Annotated in this window: 34 protein-coding genes and 1 tRNA gene; all 35 read left to right on the top strand. The window is 39.6% G+C overall.

Translation table 11 applies throughout. The features are described 5' to 3' along the window. Positions 1-38: 38 nt before the first annotated feature. The 35 genes from ruvB to AX663_RS10395 all read left to right on the top strand — a co-directional run bounded on the left by ruvB (position 39) and on the right by AX663_RS10395 (position 19,546). Entirely contained in the window at positions 39-1,040 is a 1,002-nt protein-coding gene (ruvB, locus tag AX663_RS06855; RefSeq protein ID WP_060973085.1) for a Holliday junction branch migration DNA helicase RuvB, read from the top strand. Between the two features lie 243 nt (positions 1,041-1,283). Continuing rightward, entirely contained in the window at positions 1,284-1,592 is a 309-nt protein-coding gene (rpsJ, locus tag AX663_RS06850) for a 30S ribosomal protein S10 (RefSeq protein WP_002885653.1), read from the top strand. A 114-nt stretch (positions 1,593-1,706) separates the two neighbouring features. Continuing rightward, positions 1,707-2,333, top strand: coding sequence for a 50S ribosomal protein L3 (gene rplC / locus AX663_RS06845; protein ID WP_002885755.1), 627 nt, complete (start codon positions 1,707-1,709; stop codon positions 2,331-2,333). 24 nt (positions 2,334-2,357) lie between these two features. After that, positions 2,358-2,981, top strand: coding sequence for a 50S ribosomal protein L4 (gene rplD, locus AX663_RS06840; protein ID WP_002885795.1), 624 nt, complete (start codon positions 2,358-2,360; stop codon positions 2,979-2,981). Next, positions 2,981-3,277, top strand: coding sequence for a 50S ribosomal protein L23 (locus tag AX663_RS06835; protein ID WP_002887066.1), 297 nt, complete (start codon positions 2,981-2,983; stop codon positions 3,275-3,277). The genes rplD and AX663_RS06835 overlap by 1 nt, the downstream gene beginning before the upstream one ends. A gap of 17 nt (positions 3,278-3,294) precedes the next feature. Then, positions 3,295-4,128, top strand: a complete 834-nt coding sequence (rplB, locus tag AX663_RS06830) for a 50S ribosomal protein L2 (RefSeq protein ID WP_002887065.1) — start codon at positions 3,295-3,297, stop codon at positions 4,126-4,128. A gap of 93 nt (positions 4,129-4,221) precedes the next feature. Beyond that, positions 4,222-4,500: a 30S ribosomal protein S19 gene (gene rpsS, locus AX663_RS06825; protein WP_000533765.1), complete on the top strand. Its 279-nt coding sequence runs from the start codon at positions 4,222-4,224 to the stop codon at positions 4,498-4,500. Positions 4,501-4,515: 15 nt separating this feature from the next. Further along, entirely contained in the window at positions 4,516-4,860 is a 345-nt protein-coding gene (gene rplV / locus AX663_RS06820) for a 50S ribosomal protein L22 (protein WP_002887063.1), read from the top strand. A gap of 12 nt (positions 4,861-4,872) precedes the next feature. Beyond that, entirely contained in the window at positions 4,873-5,526 is a 654-nt protein-coding gene (rpsC, locus tag AX663_RS06815) for a 30S ribosomal protein S3 (protein WP_002885727.1), read from the top strand. 3 nt (positions 5,527-5,529) lie between these two features. After that, positions 5,530-5,943 (top strand): 50S ribosomal protein L16, encoded by a 414-nt coding sequence (gene rplP, locus AX663_RS06810; protein WP_000960950.1) that lies wholly within the window; start codon positions 5,530-5,532, stop codon positions 5,941-5,943. Positions 5,944-5,952: 9 nt separating this feature from the next. Beyond that, positions 5,953-6,159, top strand: a complete 207-nt coding sequence (gene rpmC / locus AX663_RS06805; protein ID WP_002885754.1) for a 50S ribosomal protein L29 — start codon at positions 5,953-5,955, stop codon at positions 6,157-6,159. A 27-nt stretch (positions 6,160-6,186) separates the two neighbouring features. Beyond that, complete coding sequence (gene rpsQ / locus AX663_RS06800) at positions 6,187-6,447, top strand: 30S ribosomal protein S17 (RefSeq protein WP_002885836.1); 261 nt, start codon at positions 6,187-6,189, stop codon at positions 6,445-6,447. 24 nt (positions 6,448-6,471) lie between these two features. Beyond that, the gene (gene rplN, locus AX663_RS06795; protein ID WP_002885711.1) at positions 6,472-6,840 is read left to right on the top strand and encodes a 50S ribosomal protein L14; all 369 of its coding nucleotides are present in this window, start codon (positions 6,472-6,474) and stop codon (positions 6,838-6,840) included. Positions 6,841-6,920: 80 nt separating this feature from the next. Beyond that, positions 6,921-7,226, top strand: a complete 306-nt coding sequence (gene rplX / locus AX663_RS06790; RefSeq protein WP_002885874.1) for a 50S ribosomal protein L24 — start codon at positions 6,921-6,923, stop codon at positions 7,224-7,226. Between the two features lie 26 nt (positions 7,227-7,252). Further along, positions 7,253-7,795, top strand: a complete 543-nt coding sequence (rplE, locus tag AX663_RS06785) for a 50S ribosomal protein L5 (RefSeq protein WP_002887058.1) — start codon at positions 7,253-7,255, stop codon at positions 7,793-7,795. A 17-nt stretch (positions 7,796-7,812) separates the two neighbouring features. Beyond that, positions 7,813-7,998 carry a type Z 30S ribosomal protein S14 gene (locus AX663_RS06780; protein WP_001085699.1) on the top strand — a complete coding sequence of 62 codons (186 nt, stop codon included), beginning with the start codon at positions 7,813-7,815 and terminating at the stop codon, positions 7,996-7,998. A gap of 123 nt (positions 7,999-8,121) precedes the next feature. Further along, positions 8,122-8,520, top strand: coding sequence for a 30S ribosomal protein S8 (rpsH, locus tag AX663_RS06775; RefSeq protein ID WP_002885642.1), 399 nt, complete (start codon positions 8,122-8,124; stop codon positions 8,518-8,520). Positions 8,521-8,646: 126 nt separating this feature from the next. Beyond that, positions 8,647-9,183: a 50S ribosomal protein L6 gene (gene rplF, locus AX663_RS06770; protein WP_002887056.1), complete on the top strand. Its 537-nt coding sequence runs from the start codon at positions 8,647-8,649 to the stop codon at positions 9,181-9,183. 89 nt (positions 9,184-9,272) lie between these two features. Beyond that, positions 9,273-9,629 carry a 50S ribosomal protein L18 gene (rplR, locus tag AX663_RS06765; RefSeq protein WP_002885810.1) on the top strand — a complete coding sequence of 119 codons (357 nt, stop codon included), beginning with the start codon at positions 9,273-9,275 and terminating at the stop codon, positions 9,627-9,629. 18 nt (positions 9,630-9,647) lie between these two features. Further along, complete coding sequence (rpsE, locus tag AX663_RS06760; RefSeq protein ID WP_002885626.1) at positions 9,648-10,142, top strand: 30S ribosomal protein S5; 495 nt, start codon at positions 9,648-9,650, stop codon at positions 10,140-10,142. A gap of 14 nt (positions 10,143-10,156) precedes the next feature. Beyond that, complete coding sequence (gene rpmD, locus AX663_RS06755) at positions 10,157-10,339, top strand: 50S ribosomal protein L30 (RefSeq protein ID WP_060973084.1); 183 nt, start codon at positions 10,157-10,159, stop codon at positions 10,337-10,339. A gap of 127 nt (positions 10,340-10,466) precedes the next feature. After that, positions 10,467-10,907 carry a 50S ribosomal protein L15 gene (gene rplO, locus AX663_RS06750; RefSeq protein ID WP_002885849.1) on the top strand — a complete coding sequence of 147 codons (441 nt, stop codon included), beginning with the start codon at positions 10,467-10,469 and terminating at the stop codon, positions 10,905-10,907. A 16-nt stretch (positions 10,908-10,923) separates the two neighbouring features. After that, positions 10,924-12,219, top strand: a complete 1,296-nt coding sequence (gene secY / locus AX663_RS06745; RefSeq protein WP_002892081.1) for a preprotein translocase subunit SecY — start codon at positions 10,924-10,926, stop codon at positions 12,217-12,219. 131 nt (positions 12,220-12,350) lie between these two features. Beyond that, entirely contained in the window at positions 12,351-13,007 is a 657-nt protein-coding gene (locus AX663_RS06740) for an adenylate kinase (protein ID WP_002885632.1), read from the top strand. A gap of 117 nt (positions 13,008-13,124) precedes the next feature. Beyond that, the gene (gene infA, locus AX663_RS06735; RefSeq protein ID WP_001040189.1) at positions 13,125-13,343 is read left to right on the top strand and encodes a translation initiation factor IF-1; all 219 of its coding nucleotides are present in this window, start codon (positions 13,125-13,127) and stop codon (positions 13,341-13,343) included. A 25-nt stretch (positions 13,344-13,368) separates the two neighbouring features. Continuing rightward, entirely contained in the window at positions 13,369-13,485 is a 117-nt protein-coding gene (rpmJ, locus tag AX663_RS10400; protein WP_000868345.1) for a 50S ribosomal protein L36, read from the top strand. A 17-nt stretch (positions 13,486-13,502) separates the two neighbouring features. Further along, entirely contained in the window at positions 13,503-13,868 is a 366-nt protein-coding gene (gene rpsM / locus AX663_RS06730) for a 30S ribosomal protein S13 (RefSeq protein ID WP_002885820.1), read from the top strand. 26 nt (positions 13,869-13,894) lie between these two features. After that, positions 13,895-14,278: a 30S ribosomal protein S11 gene (gene rpsK, locus AX663_RS06725; protein ID WP_002885718.1), complete on the top strand. Its 384-nt coding sequence runs from the start codon at positions 13,895-13,897 to the stop codon at positions 14,276-14,278. A gap of 48 nt (positions 14,279-14,326) precedes the next feature. Then, complete coding sequence (locus AX663_RS06720) at positions 14,327-15,265, top strand: DNA-directed RNA polymerase subunit alpha (protein WP_002885793.1); 939 nt, start codon at positions 14,327-14,329, stop codon at positions 15,263-15,265. A gap of 17 nt (positions 15,266-15,282) precedes the next feature. Next, positions 15,283-15,669, top strand: coding sequence for a 50S ribosomal protein L17 (gene rplQ / locus AX663_RS06715; protein WP_002885709.1), 387 nt, complete (start codon positions 15,283-15,285; stop codon positions 15,667-15,669). Between the two features lie 248 nt (positions 15,670-15,917). Then, a complete protein-coding gene (locus AX663_RS06710; protein ID WP_060973083.1) occupies positions 15,918-17,213 on the top strand; it encodes a hypothetical protein in 1,296 nt (431 codons plus the stop codon). Between the two features lie 192 nt (positions 17,214-17,405). Then, positions 17,406-17,491, top strand: a tRNA-Leu gene (locus tag AX663_RS06705). Positions 17,492-17,636: 145 nt separating this feature from the next. Further along, positions 17,637-18,518: a class II fructose-bisphosphate aldolase gene (locus tag AX663_RS06700; RefSeq protein ID WP_002885816.1), complete on the top strand. Its 882-nt coding sequence runs from the start codon at positions 17,637-17,639 to the stop codon at positions 18,516-18,518. Between the two features lie 300 nt (positions 18,519-18,818). Further along, complete coding sequence (locus tag AX663_RS06695) at positions 18,819-19,175, top strand: hypothetical protein (protein ID WP_002892073.1); 357 nt, start codon at positions 18,819-18,821, stop codon at positions 19,173-19,175. A gap of 32 nt (positions 19,176-19,207) precedes the next feature. After that, complete coding sequence (locus AX663_RS10395; RefSeq protein ID WP_073689700.1) at positions 19,208-19,546, top strand: hypothetical protein; 339 nt, start codon at positions 19,208-19,210, stop codon at positions 19,544-19,546.

Genomic DNA, 19,546 nt, shown 5'->3' with positions numbered 1-19,546 from the left:
TTTTGACTGCATTTTTTGTTTTGTGCTAAAATAAGCCTATGGCAAGAATATTAGATAATGATTTACTAGGAGATGAAGAGTATGTTGAGCGTACCCTTCGTCCTCAGTACTTTAAGGAATATATTGGTCAAGATAAGGTTAAGGACCAATTAAAGATTTTTATAGAGGCAGCTAAACTTCGTGATGAAGCATTGGATCATACTCTTTTGTTTGGTCCTCCAGGTTTAGGGAAAACGACCATGGCTTTTGTGATAGCTAATGAGATGGGCGTCAATTTAAAGCAGACGTCTGGTCCAGCAATTGAGAAGGCTGGAGATTTGGTTGCCATACTCAATGACTTGGAGCCAGGTGATATCTTATTTATTGATGAGATTCATCGAATACCTATGGCAGTGGAAGAAGTACTTTATAGTGCTATGGAAGATTACTACATCGATATCATGATTGGTGCAGGTGAAACAAGTCGTAGTGTTCACCTAGAGTTACCACCGTTCACTTTAGTGGGTGCAACCACACGAGCAGGTATGTTGTCAAATCCATTGAGGGCTCGTTTTGGGATTAATGGTCATATGGAATATTATGAGTTACCAGATTTGAAGGAAATTATAGAACGCACTTCAGAAATCTTTGATATGACTATAACACCTGAGGCTGCCCTAGAGTTAGCACGTCGTAGTCGTGGAACGCCACGTATTGCTAACCGCCTACTTAAGCGTGTGAGAGACTATGCACAAATTATGGGTGATGGCATCATTGATGATAAGATTGCAGACAAGGCGTTGACTATGTTGGATGTGGACCATGAAGGACTAGATTATGTCGACCAAAAAATTCTCCGAACCATGATTGAGATGTATGGTGGGGGACCGGTTGGTCTAGGGACCTTGTCAGTTAATATTGCTGAAGAGCGAGAAACGGTAGAAGATATGTATGAACCCTATCTAATTCAAAAAGGATTTATTATGCGAACACGAACAGGACGTGTTGCAACGGTTAAAGCCTATGAACACATGGGGTACGACTACACTAAAGAAAGTTGATAAAAAATCCATCGAAGGTGGATTTTTTTGTTTAGTCAAAAAGAAAATAAAGAAAAAAGAAAAAAACTTAAAAAATCCCTTGCAATGAGTGGGTTCTTTTGTTATTATATTATGGTGCTGTAAATACAGCGCTTAGCTATGATACAAGAGGTTGCGACACGCCTGGTTGCACTGCCACGCAATCCGTGTTGGTTTTCTTGAGGAGCTAGCCTATTATCTTAAATAGACGAAAGAGGAGAAAAAATGGCAAACAAAAAAATTCGTATCCGTTTGAAAGCTTACGAACACCGTACGCTTGATACAGCGGCTGAAAAAATCGTAGAAACTGCAACTCGCACAGGTGCGACAGTTGCTGGACCAGTTCCACTTCCAACTGAACGTAGTCTCTACACAATTATTCGTGCGACTCACAAATATAAAGATTCTCGCGAACAATTTGAAATGCGTACACATAAACGTCTTATCGACATCATCAACCCAACTCAAAAAACAGTTGACGCTTTGATGAAACTTGATCTTCCAAGTGGTGTGAACGTAGAAATCAAACTTTAATTTAAAGTTTGATTCAATGAGCATAAAAAACGCTCGTTAAAAACTTTTTTGAGCATAAAAAACGCTCATAAAAAACTTTTTGAAAAAACAATAAAGTAAAGGAAATATTTTCTCATGACAAAAGGAATCTTAGGGAAAAAAGTGGGAATGACTCAAATCTTCACTGAAGCAGGTGAATTTATCCCTGTTACTGTCATCGAAGCTACTCCAAACGTTGTGCTTCAAGTTAAAACTGTTGAAACAGACGGTTACGAAGCAGTTCAAGTTGGTTTTGACGACAAACGCGAAGTATTGAGCAACAAACCTGCCAAAGGCCACGTAGCGAAAGCTAACACAGCTCCTAAGCGCTTCATTCGTGAATTCAAAAACATTGAAGGCTTGGAAGTTGGATCAGAAATCACTGTTGACACATTCGAAGCTGGAGATGTTGTTGACGTAACTGGTACTTCAAAAGGTAAAGGTTTCCAAGGTGTTATCAAACGCCACGGTCAATCACGCGGACCTATGGCTCACGGTTCTCGTTATCACCGTCGTCCAGGTTCAATGGGACCTGTTGCGCCTAACCGTGTTTTCAAAAACAAACACTTGGCAGGACGTATGGGTGGCAACCGTGTGACAATTCAAAATCTTGAAGTTGTACAAGTTATCCCAGAGAAAAACGTTATCCTTATCAAAGGTAACGTACCAGGTGCTAAGAAATCTCTTATCACTATCAAATCAGCAGTTAAAGCTGCTAAATAATAAGAAAGGAGAAATCAGTTAAAAATGGCAAACGTAAAACTATTTGACCAAACTGGTAAAGAAGTTAGCACAGTTGAACTTAACGACGCTATCTTCGGTATCGAACCAAACGAATCAGTAGTATTTGATGTCGTAATCAGCCAACGTGCTAGCCTTCGCCAAGGTACTCACGCGGTTAAAAACCGTTCAGCAGTATCAGGTGGTGGACGTAAACCATGGCGTCAAAAAGGGACTGGACGTGCTCGTCAAGGTTCTATCCGCTCACCACAATGGCGTGGTGGTGGTGTTGTCTTCGGACCAACTCCACGTTCTTACGGATACAAACTTCCACAAAAAGTTCGTCGCCTTGCATTGAAATCTGTTTACTCAGCTAAAGTTGCAGAAGATAAATTTGTAGCAGTTGAAGCTCTTTCATTTGCAGCTCCAAAAACTGCTGAATTCGCAAACGTTCTTTCAGCTCTTAGCATCGATTCTAAAGTACTTGTTATCGTTGAAGAAGGAAACAAATTCGCTGAACTTTCAGCACGTAACCTTGCAAACGTAACTGTTGCAACTCCTGCAACTGCAAGCGTACTTGACATCGTAAACGCAGATAAACTTCTTGTTACTAAAGAAGCTATCTCATCAATCGAGGAGGTTCTTGCATAATGAATTTGTATGACGTAATCAAAAAACCTGTTATCACTGAGAAATCTATGATTGCTCTTGAAGCAGGAAAATACACTTTCGAAGTTGATACACGTGCACACAAACTCTTGATCAAACAAGCAGTTGAAGCTGCATTTGAAGGTGTTAAAGTTGCTAGCGTGAACACTGTAACTGTTAAACCAAAACAAAAACGTGTTGGACGTTACACTGGTTTCACTTCAAAAACTAAAAAAGCTATCATCACTCTTACAGCTGATTCTAAAGCAATCGAGTTGTTTGCAGCTGAAGCTGAATAATCAAAGGAGAAATTAACGTGGGTATTAAAGTTTATAAACCAACGACAAATGGCCGTCGTAACATGACTTCTTTGGATTTCGCAGAAATCACTACAAGCACTCCTGAAAAATCATTGCTTGTTTCTCTTAAGAACAAAGCTGGTCGTAACAACAACGGTCGTATCACTGTACGTCACCAAGGTGGCGGACACAAACGTCACTACCGTTTGATTGACTTCAAACGTAACAAAGATGGCGTTGAAGCAGTTGTTAAAACAATTGAGTATGATCCAAACCGTACTGCAAACATCGCTCTTGTACACTACACTGACGGGGTTAAAGCTTACATCATCGCACCTAAAGGTCTTGAAGTAGGTCAACGTATCGTTTCAGGTCCAGATGCGGATATCAAGATTGGTAACGCTCTTCCACTTGCAAACATCCCAGTTGGTACAGTTATCCACAACATCGAGCTTCAACCAGGTAAAGGTGCTGAACTTATCCGTGCCGCTGGTGCTTCTGCTCAAGTTTTGGGTCAAGAAGGTAAATACGTACTTGTTCGTCTTCAATCAGGTGAAGTTCGTATGGTTCTTGGTACATGTCGTGCAACTATCGGTACTGTAGGTAACGAACAACAATCACTTATCAACCTTGGTAAAGCCGGCCGTAATCGCTGGAAAGGTATTCGCCCAACAGTTCGTGGTTCTGTAATGAACCCTAACGATCACCCACACGGTGGTGGTGAAGGTAAAGCACCAGTTGGACGTAAAGCGCCATCTACTCCATGGGGTAAACCTGCGCTTGGTCTTAAAACTCGTAACAAGAAAGCTAAATCTGACAAACTTATCGTTCGTCGTCGTAACGAAAAATAATTTAGTCGCTTAGCACATAACATCCGCCAACTCGGTAGCATTTCTTAGTGCAAGCCGCTGTGGTACATTCAATTTAAAGGAGAAAACTACAAAATGGGACGTAGTCTTAAAAAAGGACCTTTCGTCGATGAGCATTTGATGAAAAAAGTTGAAGCTCAAGCAAATGACGAAAAGAAAAAAGTAATTAAAACTTGGTCACGTCGTTCAACGATTTTCCCAAGTTTCATCGGATACACTATCGCAGTTTATGATGGACGTAAACACGTTCCTGTTTACATCCAAGAAGACATGGTAGGTCACAAACTTGGTGAATTTGCACCAACTCGTACTTACAAAGGTCACGCAGCTGACGATAAGAAAACACGTCGTTAATAGGAGGAGGACACAATGGCAGAAATTACTTCAGCTAAAGCAATGGCTCGTACAGTGCGTGTTTCACCTCGTAAAACACGTCTTGTTCTTGATCTTATCCGTGGTAAGAACGTTGCTGATGCAATCGCAATCTTGAAATTCACTCCAAACAAAGCAGCTCGCATTGTTGAGAAAACTCTTAACTCTGCTATCGCTAACGCAGAAAACAACTTTGGTTTGGAAAAAGCTAACTTGGTAGTATCTGAAACATTCGCAAACGAAGGACCAACAATGAAACGTTTCCGTCCACGTGCGAAAGGTTCAGCTTCACCAATCAACAAACGCACAACTCACGTAACAGTAGTTGTGTCAGAAAAATAAGGAGGTAAACTCGTGGGTCAAAAAGTACATCCAATTGGTATGCGTGTCGGGATCATCCGTGACTGGGATGCGAAATGGTATGCTGAAAAAGAATACGCAGATTACCTTCACGAAGATTTGGCAATCCGCAAATTCATTCAAAAAGAACTTGCAGACGCTTCAGTTTCAACTATTGAAATCGAACGTGCTGTAAACAAAGTTATTGTTTCACTTCACACTGCAAAACCAGGTATGGTTATCGGTAAAGGTGGATCAAACGTTGACGCTCTTCGCGCTCAACTTAACAAATTGACTGGAAAACAAGTACACATCAACATCGTTGAAATCAAGAAACCTGATTTGGACGCTCACCTTGTTGGTGAAACAATTGCTCGCCAACTTGAGCAACGTGTTGCTTTCCGTCGTGCACAAAAACAAGCTATCCAACGTGCAATGCGTGCTGGAGCTAAAGGAATCAAAACTCAAGTATCAGGTCGTTTGAACGGTGCAGATATTGCCCGTGCAGAAGGATACTCTGAAGGTACAGTTCCACTTCACACACTTCGTGCTGATATCGATTACGCTTGGGAAGAAGCTGACACAACTTACGGTAAACTTGGTGTTAAAGTTTGGATCTACCGTGGAGAAGTTCTTCCAGCTCGTAAAAACACTAAAGGAGGCAAATAACAAATGTTAGTACCTAAACGTGTTAAACACCGTCGTGAATTCCGTGGAAAAATGCGCGGTGAGGCTAAAGGTGGTAAAGAAGTATCATTCGGTGAATACGGTCTTCAAGCTACAACTAGCCACTGGATCACAAACCGTCAAATCGAGGCTGCTCGTATTGCCATGACTCGTTACATGAAACGTGGTGGTAAGGTTTGGATCAAGATCTTCCCACACAAATCATACACTGCTAAAGCTATCGGTGTACGTATGGGTTCTGGTAAAGGGGCACCTGAAGGTTGGGTAGCACCAGTTAAACGTGGTAAAGTAATGTTCGAAATCGCAGGTGTTTCTGAAGAAGTTGCACGTGAAGCGCTTCGTCTTGCTAGCCACAAATTGCCAGTTAAATGTAAATTCGTGAAACGTGAAGCAGAATAAGGAGAAGACATGAAACTTGAAGAAATCAAAAAGTTTGTTGCTGAGCTTCGTGGCTTGTCTCAAGAAGAGCTTGCTAAAAAAGAAAACGAACTTAAGAAAGAACTTTTCGACCTTCGTTTCCAAGCTGCAGCAGGTCAACTTGATCAAACTGCCCGTTTGAACGAAGTGAAAAAACAAATTGCACGTGTTAAAACTGTGCAATCTGAAATCAAATAATAGATTGGGAAAGGAGCAATTCTAATAATGGAACGTAATCAACGTAAAACCCTTGTTGGACGCGTAGTATCTGACAAGATGGATAAAACAATCACAGTTGTAGTTGAAACTAAACGTAACCACCCAGTCTATGGTAAACGTATCAACTATTCTAAAAAATACAAAGCACATGATGAAAACAACGTTGCTAAAGAAGGCGATATCGTTCGTATCATGGAAACTCGCCCACTTTCAGCTACAAAACGCTTCCGTCTTGTAGAAGTTGTGGAAGAAGCTGTTATTATCTAATAAAACTAAAAGGAGACAATTGAAATGATTCAACAAGAAAGTCGCTTAAAAGTTGCTGATAATAGCGGTGCTCGTGAAATCTTGACTATCAAGGTTCTTGGTGGTTCAGGACGTAAATTCGCTAACATCGGCGACGTTATCGTTGCAACTGTTAAACAAGCTACACCAGGTGGAGCTGTTAAAAAAGGTGATGTTGTTAAAGCTGTTATCGTTCGTACAAAAACTGGTGCTCGCCGTCCAGACGGTTCATACATCAAGTTTGATGACAACGCTGCAGTAATCATCCGCGATGACAAAACTCCTCGTGGAACTCGTATCTTTGGCCCTGTTGCACGTGAATTGCGTGAAGGTGGATACATGCGTATCGTATCTTTGGCGCCAGAAGTACTTTAATCTGAATTAACACAAACTTAGTCCCCTGATATATTCAGGGTGCCCATTAGGGCGTAAGAAATAATAGGAGAAATACTCAAATGTTTGTAAAAAAAGGCGATAAAGTTCGCGTTATTGCTGGTAAAGACAAAGGAACTGAAGCAGTAGTTCTTAAAGCTCTTCCAAAAGTAAACAAAGTTGTTGTTGAAGGTGTTGCAATCATCAAAAAACACCAAAAACCATCAGCTGAAAACCCTCAAGGTGCTATCGTGGAAAAAGAAGCACCAATCCACGCTTCAAACGTTCAAGTCCTTGACAAGAACGGTGTAGCTGGACGTGTAGGTTACAAAGTTGTTGACGGCAAAAAAGTTCGTTACAACAAAAAATCAGGCGAAGTGCTTGACTAATCACGAAGGAAAGGAGAAAGTATTAAATGGCTAACCGTCTTAAAGAAAAATACACTAACGAAGTAATTCCAGCTTTGACTGAAAAATTTAACTATTCTTCAGTTATGGCTGTGCCAAAAGTTGATAAAATCGTTATCAACATGGGTGTTGGTGAAGCTGTAAACAACGCTAAAACTCTTGAAAAAGCTGCTGCTGAGTTAGCACTTATTTCAGGTCAAAAACCATTGATTACTAAAGCTAAGAAATCAATCGCTGGCTTCCGTCTTCGTGAAGGTGTAGCGATCGGTGCTAAAGTTACCCTTCGTGGTGAACGCATGTACGAATTCTTGGATAAATTGGTATCAGTATCACTTCCACGTGTTCGTGACTTCCATGGTGTTCCAACTAAATCATTTGATGGACGTGGTAACTACACACTTGGTGTTAAAGAACAACTTATCTTCCCAGAAATCAACTTCGACGATGTTGATAAAGTACGTGGTATGGATATCGTTATCGTAACTACTGCTAACACTGACGAAGAAGGTCGTGAATTGCTTAAAGGCCTTGGAATGCCTTTTGCAAAATAATCTAGGAGGTAAATAAATTGGCTAAAAAATCAATGATTGCTAAGAACAAACGCCCTGCGAAGTTCTCTACGCAAGCTTACACTCGTTGCGAACGTTGTGGACGTCCACACTCAGTTTATCGCAAATTTAAACTTTGCCGTGTTTGCTTCCGTGAATTGGCTTACAAAGGTCAAATTCCAGGTGTTACCAAAGCTTCTTGGTAAAAAACATGGTACATTTAAGTTAGTTTCACCTAATTTGAATGTATTTAACACAATCTGAGCCTAGCTCAATCATTAACTAGCAAGTGAATTATTCAAACTACTAGTAAGAGGAGAAAATTTAAAATGGTTATGACTGACCCAATTGCAGATTTCTTGACACGTATTCGTAACGCTAACCAAGCTAAGCACGAAGTACTTGAAGTACCTGCATCAAACATTAAAAAAGGTATCGCTGAAATCCTTAAACGTGAAGGTTTCGTAAAAAATGTTGAAGTTATCGAAGATGACAAACAAGGTATCATCCGCGTATTCTTGAAATACGGACAAAACGGTGAACGTGTTATCACTAACTTGAAACGTATTTCTAAACCAGGTCTTCGTGTTTACTCTAAACGTGAAGATGTTCCTAAAGTTCTTAACGGACTTGGAATCGCGATCATCTCTACTTCAGAAGGTCTTTTGACTGATAAAGAAGCTCGTCAAAAGAACGTTGGTGGAGAAGTTATCGCTTACGTTTGGTAAGAAGTTGATACTAAGCACTTATCTCAAATGATTTGTGCGAGTTTCGTTGATTATATTCTATGAAACTCATCCCCGTGAAAACTAGTCACTTTGTGGCTTGATAATCTAACAGGAGAATTAAATACTATGTCACGTATTGGTAATAAAGTTATTACTTTGCCTGCTGGTGTTGAAGTAACAAACAACGATAACGTTGTTACTGTTAAAGGACCTAAAGGCGAACTCACTCGTGAGTTTAACAAAAACATTGAAATCAAAGTTGAAGGCAATGAAGTTACACTTCACCGTCCGAACGACTCAAAAGAAAACAAAACAATCCACGGTACTTCACGTGCAAACTTGAACAACATGGTTGTTGGTGTTTCTGAAGGTTTCAAAAAAGAACTTGAAATGCGCGGTGTCGGATATCGTGCGCAACTCCAAGGAACAAAACTTGTTCTTTCAGTTGGTAAATCTCACCAAGACGAAGTTGAAGCTCCAGAAGGTATTACTTTTGAAGTACCATCTGCAACTTCAATCGTTGTAAGTGGTATTAACAAAGAAGTTGTTGGTCAGACAGCAGCTTACATCCGTAGCCTTCGTTCACCAGAACCTTACAAAGGTAAAGGTATCCGTTACGTTGGTGAATACGTACGTCGTAAAGAAGGTAAAACTGGTAAATAATAGGATTTTATCCTTATGGCAATTCTTTGTGGATTGTCTCTTTACCAAAAGCTCTCATGAGCTAGCATTATAATTAAGAGGTGAAAATTGTGATTTCGAAACCAGATAAAAACAAACTCCGCCAAAAACGCCACCGTCGCGTTCGCGGAAAACTCTCTGGAACTGCTGATCGCCCACGTTTGAACATTTTCCGTTCTAATACAGGCATCTACGCTCAAGTTATTGATGACGTAGCGGGTGTAACGCTCGCAAGTGCATCAACTCTTGATAAAGAAGTTTCTAAAGGAACTAAAACAGAACAAGCCGTTGTTGTCGGTAAACTTGTTGCTGAACGCGCAGTAGCTAAAGGTATTTCTGAAGTGGTGTTTGACCGCGGTGGATATCTCTATCACGGACGTGTTAAAGCTTTGGCTGACTCAGCTCGTGAAAACGGATTGAAATTCTAATAGGGAGGACACTTAATAATGGCATTTAAAGATAATGCAGTAGAACTTGAAGAACGCGTAGTTGCTATCAACCGTGTTACTAAAGTTGTAAAAGGTGGACGCAACATGCGTTTTGCTGCTCTTGTTGTTGTTGGTGACCGTAATGGTCGCGTAGGATTTGGTACTGGTAAATCTCAAGAGGTTCCAGAAGCTATCCGTAAAGCAGTTGAAGCAGCTAAGAAAAACCTTATCGAAGTTCCTATGGTTGGTACAACTATTCCTCACGAAGTTCGTTCAGAATTTGGTGGAGCGAAAGTATTGTTGAAACCAGCTGTTGAAGGGGCTGGGGTTGCCGCTGGTGGTGCAGTTCGTGCCGTCATCGAATTGGCTGGTGTTGCTGATGTAACATCTAAATCACTCGGTTCAAACACTCCAATCAACATCGTTCGTGCGACTGTTGAAGGATTGAAACAACTTAAACGTGCTGAAGAAGTTGCGGCTCTTCGTGGCATCTCAGTATCTGACTTGGCATAAGAAAGGAGATAACAATGGCTCAAATTAAAATTACTTTGACTAAGTCTCCAATCGGACGCAAACCAGAACAACGTAAAACAGTTGTTGCTCTTGGACTTGGTAAATTGAATAGCTCAGTTGTTAAAGAAGACAACACTGCTATCCGTGGTATGGTCAACGCAGTATCTCACTTGGTAACTGTAGAAGACGTTAAATAAAAATTGATTTAAGTCGTGAGGGTTACCTTGCGACTTAAACTGAATTTCATGTATAGGCGAGTTTCTAATCAAGCTACCTTACTTGGTTAGAGGCGCTAGCATTTTACAAAAAGAGGAGAAAATAATAATGAAACTTCATGAATTGAAACCTGCTGAAGGTTCTCGTAAAGTCCGCAACCGTGTAGGTCGTGGTACTTCATCTGGTAACGGTAAAACTTCAGGCCGTGGTCAAAAAGGTCAAAAAGCTCGTAGCGGTGGTGGCGTACGTCCAGGATTTGAAGGTGGACAAACTCCATTGTTCCGTCGTCTTCCAAAACGCGGATTCACTAACATCAACGCTAAAGAATACGCACTTGTAAACCTTGATCAATTGAACGTCTTTGAAGATGGTACAGAAGTAACTCCAGCAGTTCTTAAAGAAGCTGGAATCGTTCGTGCTGAAAAATCAGGCGTTAAAGTTCTTGGTAACGGCGAATTGACTAAGAAATTGACTGTTAAAGCAGCTAAATTCTCAAAATCTGCTGAAGCAGCTATCACTGCTAAAGGTGGTTCAATCGAAGTCATCTAATGAGGGGTAACTCATTATGTTCTTTAAACTATTAAAAGACGCATTGAAAGTCAAAAACGTTCGTAATAAGATTTTATTTACAATCTTCATTATTTTCGTTTTTCGTGTAGGGACTCATGTAACAGTTCCTGGTATCAATGCGGAAAGTTTGAAACAATTAAGTGATTTACCTTTCTTGAACATGCTTAACTTGGTGTCTGGTAATGCCATGAATAACTTCTCTATCTTCTCGATGGGGGTTAGTCCTTACATTACAGCATCAATCATTGTCCAACTTTTGCAGATGGATATCTATCCAAAATTTGTGGAGTGGGGCAAACAAGGGGAAGTTGGTCGTCGTAAATTGAACCAAGCGACTCGCTACATCACTCTTGTTTTAGCCTTTGTTCAATCGATTGGTATTACAGCAAGTTTTAATACTCTCTCATCAATTTCATTGGTTAAAACACCAAATGTTTCAACCTACCTATTGATTGGGACAATTCTAACTGCTGGTAGCATAATTGTGACATGGCTTGGTGAACAAATCACAGATAAAGGTTTTGGTAATGGTGTGTCAATGATTATCTTTTCAGGGATTATTGCTTCTATTCCAAAAATGTTCTCAACAATTTACGAGGATTTCTTTGTCAACGTTCGTTCAGGAGAATTGACTCGTTCATATATCATAGTTGCTTTGCTAATTGTGGTAGGTTTGGCGATTGTCTTCTTTACGACATTTGTTCAACAGGCAGAATATCAAATTCCAATTCAATATACTAAATTGGTTCAAGGGGCTCCAACGAGTTCTTACCTTCCATTGAAAGTTAATCCAGCTGGTGTTATTCCCGTTATCTTTGCTAGCTCGATTACAACAATTCCTAGTACTATTCTTCCATTCTTCTCGAAGGTTACATGGTTATCACACTTACAAGGACTACTCTCGTATAATACACCTAGTGGAATGATCACTTACGCGATATTGATTATCTTGTTCTCATTCTTCTACACATTTGTCCAAGTAAATCCTGAAAAAACTGCAGAAAATCTTCAAAAGAATGGGTCTTACATTCCTAGTGTTCGTCCAGGTCGTGAGACTGAAAAGTACATGTCTTCATTGCTTAAGAGATTGGCAACAATCGGGGCTGTATTTCTCGCGTTTATTTCATTGGCTCCAATTGCGGCTCAACAGTTTATGCACCTTACAAGCTCAATCGCGCTTGGTGGTACATCTCTTTTGATCTTGATTTCAACTGGTATCGAAGGTATGAAACAACTCGAAGGTTACCTATTGAAACGTCAGTACGTTGGATTTATGAATCTTGAAGACTAAGTCTTCTCATGAACAATTGAGAGGGAAAGAAAGGTTACTTTCTGTCCCTTCTCTTTTGTTTTTTGATAACTCTACCAATGTTTTTAAACTTTGATAGAGTTATTTGAAAACAAAAATAAGGAGTTCGTAAGATGAATCTTTTAATTATGGGTCTACCAGGTGCTGGTAAAGGGACTCAAGCTGCAAAAATTGTTGAAGAATTTGGTGTAGCTCACATCTCAACTGGTGATATGTTCCGTGCTGCTATGGCTAACCAAACAGAAATGGGAACTTTGGCAAAATCATTCATCGATAAAGGTGAATTGGTACCAGATGAAGTGACAAATGGAATCGTTAAAGAGCGTTTGGCTGAATCTGATATTGCTGAAAAAGGTTTCTTGCTAGATGGTTATCCACGTACTATTGAGCAAGCTCATGCATTGGATGAAACATTGAAAGCACTTGGTATTAAACTTGACGGTGTAATCAATATTGAAGTTAATCCAGAGAGTTTGGTTGAACGTCTTTCAGGTCGTTTCATTTGTCGCTCATGTGGTGCAACATATCATAAAGTATTCAACCCAACTAAGGTTGAAGGAACATGTGATGTTTGTGGCGAACATGAATTCTTCCAACGTGAAGATGACAAACCTGAAACTGTTAAACGTCGTCTTGACGTAAACATTGCTCAAGGTGAGCCAATTATTGCACATTATCGTGAGCTTGGTCTTGTATCAGATATTCAAGGTAACCAAGATATCGATGATGTATTCGCTGATGTTAAAAAAGCGATTGCAGCAATTAAATAATTATATAATCTTACTTGCGTATCAGGCTTAAGCATGTTATAATACTTTAGTCTGACTTATAATTGTTACCTCTGTGCTCAGAGGAAATCAAATCGAAATTTTAGGGGGTACTTTTGCGTGGCAAAAGAAGACGTGATTGAAATTGAAGGTAAAGTTGTAGAAACTATGCCTAATGCTATGTTTACTGTTGAATTGGAAAATGGACACCAAATTTTGGCGACAGTTTCTGGTAAAATCCGTAAAAACTACATTCGTATTTTGGTCGGTGACCGTGTGACTGTTGAAATGAGTCCTTATGATTTGACACGTGGACGCATCACATACCGCTTTAAATAATCGAAATAATTGGAGGGATTAAAACATGAAGGTAAGACCATCGGTTAAACCAATTTGCGAATACTGTAAAGTTATTCGTCGTAACGGTCGTGTTATGGTAATTTGTCCAACAAATCCAAAACACAAACAACGTCAAGGATAATATAGAAAGGAGAAATCATGGCTCGTATTGCTGGAGTTGACATTCCAAACGATAAACGTGTAGTAATTTCACTTACTTACGTATACGGTATCGGACTTGCAACATCTAAGAAAATCTTGGCTGCTGCAGGCGTTTCTGAAGACATCCGCGTTAAAGATTTGACAAACGATCAAGAAGACGCTATCCGTCGCGAAGTGGATGCAATCAAAGTTGAAGGTGACCTTCGTCGTGAAGTTAACCTTAACATCAAACGTTTGATGGAAATCGGTTCATACCGTGGTATCCGTCACCGTCGTGGACTTCCTGTCCGTGGACAAAACACTAAAAACAATGCCCGCACTCGTAAAGGTAAAGCTGTTGCGATTGCAGGTAAGAAAAAATAACTAAAATAAAATAGGAGGTAAAAACATTGGCTAAACCAACACGTAAACGTCGTGTGAAAAAGAATATCGAATCTGGTATTGCTCACATTCACGCTACTTTCAATAACACTATTGTTATGATTACAGATGTGCATGGTAACGCTGTAGCATGGTCATCAGCTGGTGCTCTTGGTTTCAAAGGTTCTCGTAAATCTACACCATTTGCTGCACAAATGGCTTCAGAAGCTGCTGCTAAATCTGCACAAGAACATGGTCTTAAAACAGTTGAAGTAACTGTTAAAGGTCCTGGTTCAGGTCGTGAGTCTGCTATCCGTGCTCTTGCTGCTGCAGGTCTTGAAGTAACAGCAATCCGTGATGTAACACCTGTACCACATAATGGTTGTCGTCCTCCAAAACGTCGTCGTGTGTAATCTTTAATAACAATAGTACACAAGGTTCGTTTCGAGGGAGTATAATAAATGATTGAGTTTGAAAAACCAATAATAACAAAAATTGATGAAAATAAAGATTACGGCAAATTTGTCATCGAACCACTAGAACGTGGTTATGGTACAACTTTGGGTAACTCTCTTCGTCGTGTACTTTTGTCATCACTTCCAGGTGCTGCCGTAACATCAATTAAGATTGATGGAGTACTCCACGAATTTGATACCGTACCAGGCGTCCGTGAAGACGTGATGCAAATCATCCTTAATATTAAAGGACTTGCTGTAAAATCTTACGTCGAAGACGAAAAGACAATTGAACTTGATGTCCAAGGTCCAGCTGAAGTTACTGCTGGAGACATCTTGACTGATAGCGACATTGAAATTGTTAACCCTGATCATTATCTTTTCACTATCGCTGACGGCGCTTCTTTGAAAGCGACTATGACAGTAGCTACAAACCGTGGTTATGTTCCAGCAGATGAAAACAAGAAAGACGATGCACCAGTGGGAACATTGGCTGTAGATTCAATCTACACACCAGTGAAAAAAGTCAATTATCAAGTTGAACCTGCCCGTGTAGGTAGCAATGATGGTTTTGATAAATTGACAATCGAAATCATGACAAACGGAACAATCATCCCTGAAGATGCCCTCGGTCTCTCGGCTCGCGTTTTGATTGAACACTTGAACTTGTTTACTGACCTTACTGATGTTGCTAAAGCTACTGATGTAATGAAAGAAACTGAAAAAGTGAACGATGAAAAGGTGCTTGACCGTACCATCGAAGAACTTGATTTGTCTGTACGCTCATATAACTGTTTGAAACGTGCCGGTATTAATACCGTTCATGATTTGACAGAAAAAACTGAGCCTGAAATGATGAAAGTCCGTAACCTAGGTCGTAAATCTCTTGAAGAAGTCAAAGTTAAGTTGGCTGATCTTGGACTTGGACTCAAAAACGATAAATAATAATATAGGAGGATAACATGGCTTACCGTAAACTTGGACGCACAAGCTCACAACGTAAAGCGGTTCTTCGTGATTTGACTACAGATCTTATCATTAACGAAGCAATCGTTACAACTGAAGCACGTGCTAAAGAAATCCGTAAAACAGTTGAAAAAATGATCACTCTTGGTAAACGTGGTGATTTGCACGCACGTCGTCAAGCAGCTGCATTTGTACGTAACGAAATTGCATCTGAAAGCTATGATGAAGCAACTGATAAATATACATCAACAACTGCTCTTCAAAAACTTTTCTCAGAAATCGCACCTCGTTATGCTGAACGTAACGGTGGATACACTCGTATCCTTAAAACAGAACCACGTCGTGGCGATGCTGCCCCAATGGCAATCATCGAACTTGTTTAATTTTTATCAATTTTGTTGAGTGTTATGATGATGGAATAGCTTAGCTTTTCTTAGTCTAGCTCTGGTCTACCGCTGGGCATACGCCTAGCGGGAACACTCATCATAAAAATGGGAATAAATAAGCATGTAACGCTTGTTTACGAAAGGTAATACGGTTATTTTTCGTAAGCAGGCGTTTTTTTGTCTATAAATCGTCTGAATATTTTGATATAATGGAATAAGCTTATTTTAAAAAGGGGGACATTATTTTGACAACAGCCAAGAAACTGCTTAAGCAAAGGTACTATGAGCCAATTAAGGAGCAACCCGAATTATTTGTGGGGATTGAGTTGGAATACCCAGTTGTTAATTTGAGTGGTAATGCTACAGATGTCTCTCTTACAAAACAGTTACTAGTCTATCTCTTGGATAATTTTGATTTTCAAGCTGATAAGTATGATTCTGATAATAATCCTATTCAGCTTATCGATAAAGCTTCTGGAGACATGATTCTTTTTGAAGTTTCGTACAATACGATCGAGTTTGCTTTTGCAAAGGCTGAGAGAATTTCTGAGGTTGAGGAACGTCTGGATACTTACCTCAGTATAATCCAATCCTATCTTCAGAATCATAATCATGAGTTGCAAGGTTGGGGAGTGAATCCAAACTGGGCAAAAAATGACAACAGACCTGTTAAATCTCCTCGTTATGAAATGCTTATGGATTTTCTCGAGCTATCTAAAGCAAAGAACGATCCTTTCTTTCATGATTATCCAGAATATGCTTCTTTCATCTGTGGGAGTCAGGTACAATTAGATGTTTCAAAAACATCCTATTTAAGAGTCTTAAATGCTTTTAACCAAATAGAGGGACCCAAGGCAGTATTATTGGCAAACTCTGAGTTTTGGGATTCTGATTGGGATTTAGCGCTTTCCCGTGATGTTTTCTGGGAGAATTCCATGCATGGTGTGTTTGAGGAAAATGCAGGAGTATTTCCTAAGGTATTTAAGAATGAAGATGACTATTTTTCTTACTTGTCTGAGACAGCCATTTTTACTGCTAAGCGTGGTGACGAAACCTACTATTTTGAACCAATACGTGCTAAAGACTATCTAAGTATGCCATCTATCAAAGCACACTCTATTCGTGGCCAAGTGGTCACTATTGAACCAAGTGAGGAAGATTTTAAGACTCATCGTTCTTATCAATTCCAAGATTTAACGACACGAGGGACTATTGAGTTTCGTAGTGTATGTACCCAACCTTTCTCATCAACCTTTGCGCCAGCAGCCTTTCACCTTGGTCTTTTAGTCAATTTGGTAAATCTAGAAAATATTTTGAATGACTCACCTTTTTTTGAAGCATTTGACTATGATTACCCTAGAATTCGTCGTTTATTTTCGAAAAAAGATATTTCTGCTACAGACCTCAAAATGATTTTACCTTTGACAGAATCGTTATTGTCTTGTGCTGAGGATGGCTTAAAATCGCGTGGTTTTGGAGAAGAAGTTTACTTAGCTCCCCTTAGAGAGAAATTAGATAGGCTGAATAAGAGTTTAGCTTAACCTTTGACAAGAGATATGATAGATAGTTTTTGCTAAAAATTTTAAAAAAAGTCAAAAAAGTATTGACGTCAGCAAACAATAAATGGTATTATATAATAGTTGTTTCGAAAGAGACAAGAGAAAGTTACTAAAAAACTTTCAAAAAAGTATTGACACGAGTTGTCAATCTTGATATAATAACTAATGTTGTTAGCGGAAATGGCGGAATTGGCAGACGCGCAGGACTAAGGATCCTGTGACCGCTTTAGGTCGTGAGGGTTCAAGTCCCTCTTTCCGCAGAGTAACCAGTCACATGACTGGTTTTTTTATATTAAAAAATCAAAACGCTTACAAATTGTAGAAAAGCTAGTTTTTTGAGTTCAATTGTGATAGAATAAACTTGTAAACGGGTTCAAACCCAAAAAAATATAGGAGGCCTTTATAATGGCAATCGTTTCAGCAGAAAAATTTGTCCAAGCAGCTCGTGATAATGGTTACGCAGTTGGTGGATTTAACACAAACAACCTTGAGTGGACTCAAGCTATCTTGCGTGCAGCAGAAGCTAAACAAGCTCCAGTACTTATCCAAACTTCTATGGGTGCAGCTAAGTACATGGGTGGTTACAAATTGTGTAAAGTCCTTATCGAAGAATTGGTTGAATCAATGGGTATCACTGTACCAGTTGCTATTCACCTTGACCACGGTCACTACAATGACGCTTTGGAATGTATCCGTGTAGGTTATACTTCAGTTATGTTTGACGGTTCACACCTTCCAGTTGAAGAAAACCTTGAAAAAGCAGCTAAAGTTGTTGAATTTGCACACGCTAACGGTGTATCAGTTGAAGCTGAAGTTGGTACAATCGGTGGTGAAGAAGATGGTATCATCGGTGATGGTGAATTGGCACCAATCGAAGATGCTAAAGCTATGGTTGCAACTGGTATCGACTTCCTTGCAGCAGGTATCGGTAACATCCACGGTCCTTACCCAGAAAACTGGAGCGGACTTCACCTTGACCACTTGCAAAAATTGACAGAAGCTGTTCCTAACTTCCCAATCGTATTGCACGGTGGATCAGGTATTCCTGACGATCAAATCCAAGAAGCTATCAAACTTGGTGTTGCTAAAGTTAACGTTAACACTGAATGTCAAATCGCATTTGCTAACGCAACACGTAAATTTGTTGCTGAATACGAAGCAAATGAAGCAGAATACGACAAGAAGAAACTCTTCGACCCACGTAAATTCTTGAAACCAGGTTTCGAAGCTATTACAGAAGCTGTTGAAGAACGTATCGACGTATTCGGTTCAGCAAACAAAGCTTAATTAGACTATATAAGCTTGAAATGAAAGGGTTTGTCCAATATGGACAAGCTTTTTTCTTATGTTTTGCCACAGATTTGCCACACTTTCTAAATGTCAGTCCCTTTTGATTATAGATGTAGTGCAAACAAAGCGCAAATAGGCTATTAAAACAAGGTCCTTTCTGGGTCTTGTTTTTTTGTACCCAAATAAATAGTTAGTATCTGCGAATCAATCTGTGATTGAGAGTGAACAAATTTTAAAGAGATGGTATGGCTTTGGTTGATAGATTCTATTTCCTAACTTTTTAAGATATGCTATAATATGAATATGTTTGATAATTATATTGTACCCGTATTTTTTGGTGGTGGAGCTCTTGCTCTACTAGGTTTAGTGTTATTTGGTTGGGCCTTGCCTTCATTTTTGAAGGGTAAGTGGTCTTATTTGATTTCTTTGCTAGGTTTAGGTTTGGTTGCTTTTGCCTATTTTGATGCGGCGATTGTTATCACTTATAAAATCTGGCTTGGATTGCTAGGTGTCATCATGATTGGTTGGGGACTTCCTTTTAACAATCGCAAGGGACGCCGTGCGATGACTATTTTCTGGGCTGTCATGGCAATCGTTGTAGGTATTGCTGCTATTGCATTCACTATTGCTTATGGTGTCATTAACCGCCACTAACATGAAACTGTAAAACATGCTATAATAATGGCATGTTTTATTTTATGACCCTATCATTTATTATCATGCCTGCCTTGGGCTGCTTCTTAATAGGCTTGGCTTTTGCTAAATCAGATCGTTGGGAGTTTTCTTGGATATTATCCTTAATAGGTTTGGTGGCCTTTATTTCTTCTTTTTGGCATATAGCACGTGTAGATTTATGGTTTATGCTAAGTTATAGTGTTGGTCCTTTTTTGATGGGATTTGGTTTCTCCTGGGACCTAAGTAAGAAACGCCGTGGGCAGTTATTATTATTAGGGGTATTTTTCCTTATCTTTTTTGTGATTCTGTACTATCTTATTGTGCGAATCCTGAATACAGCTGTTGTCTAA

This window comes from Streptococcus sp. CCH8-H5 (assembly GCF_001556505.1).
In the GTDB taxonomy this organism is placed as follows: Bacteria; Bacillota; Bacilli; order Lactobacillales; family Streptococcaceae; genus Streptococcus.
Note: the sequence above shows the minus strand (reverse complement) of the source record. Positions and strands in the feature narration are given on the sequence as shown.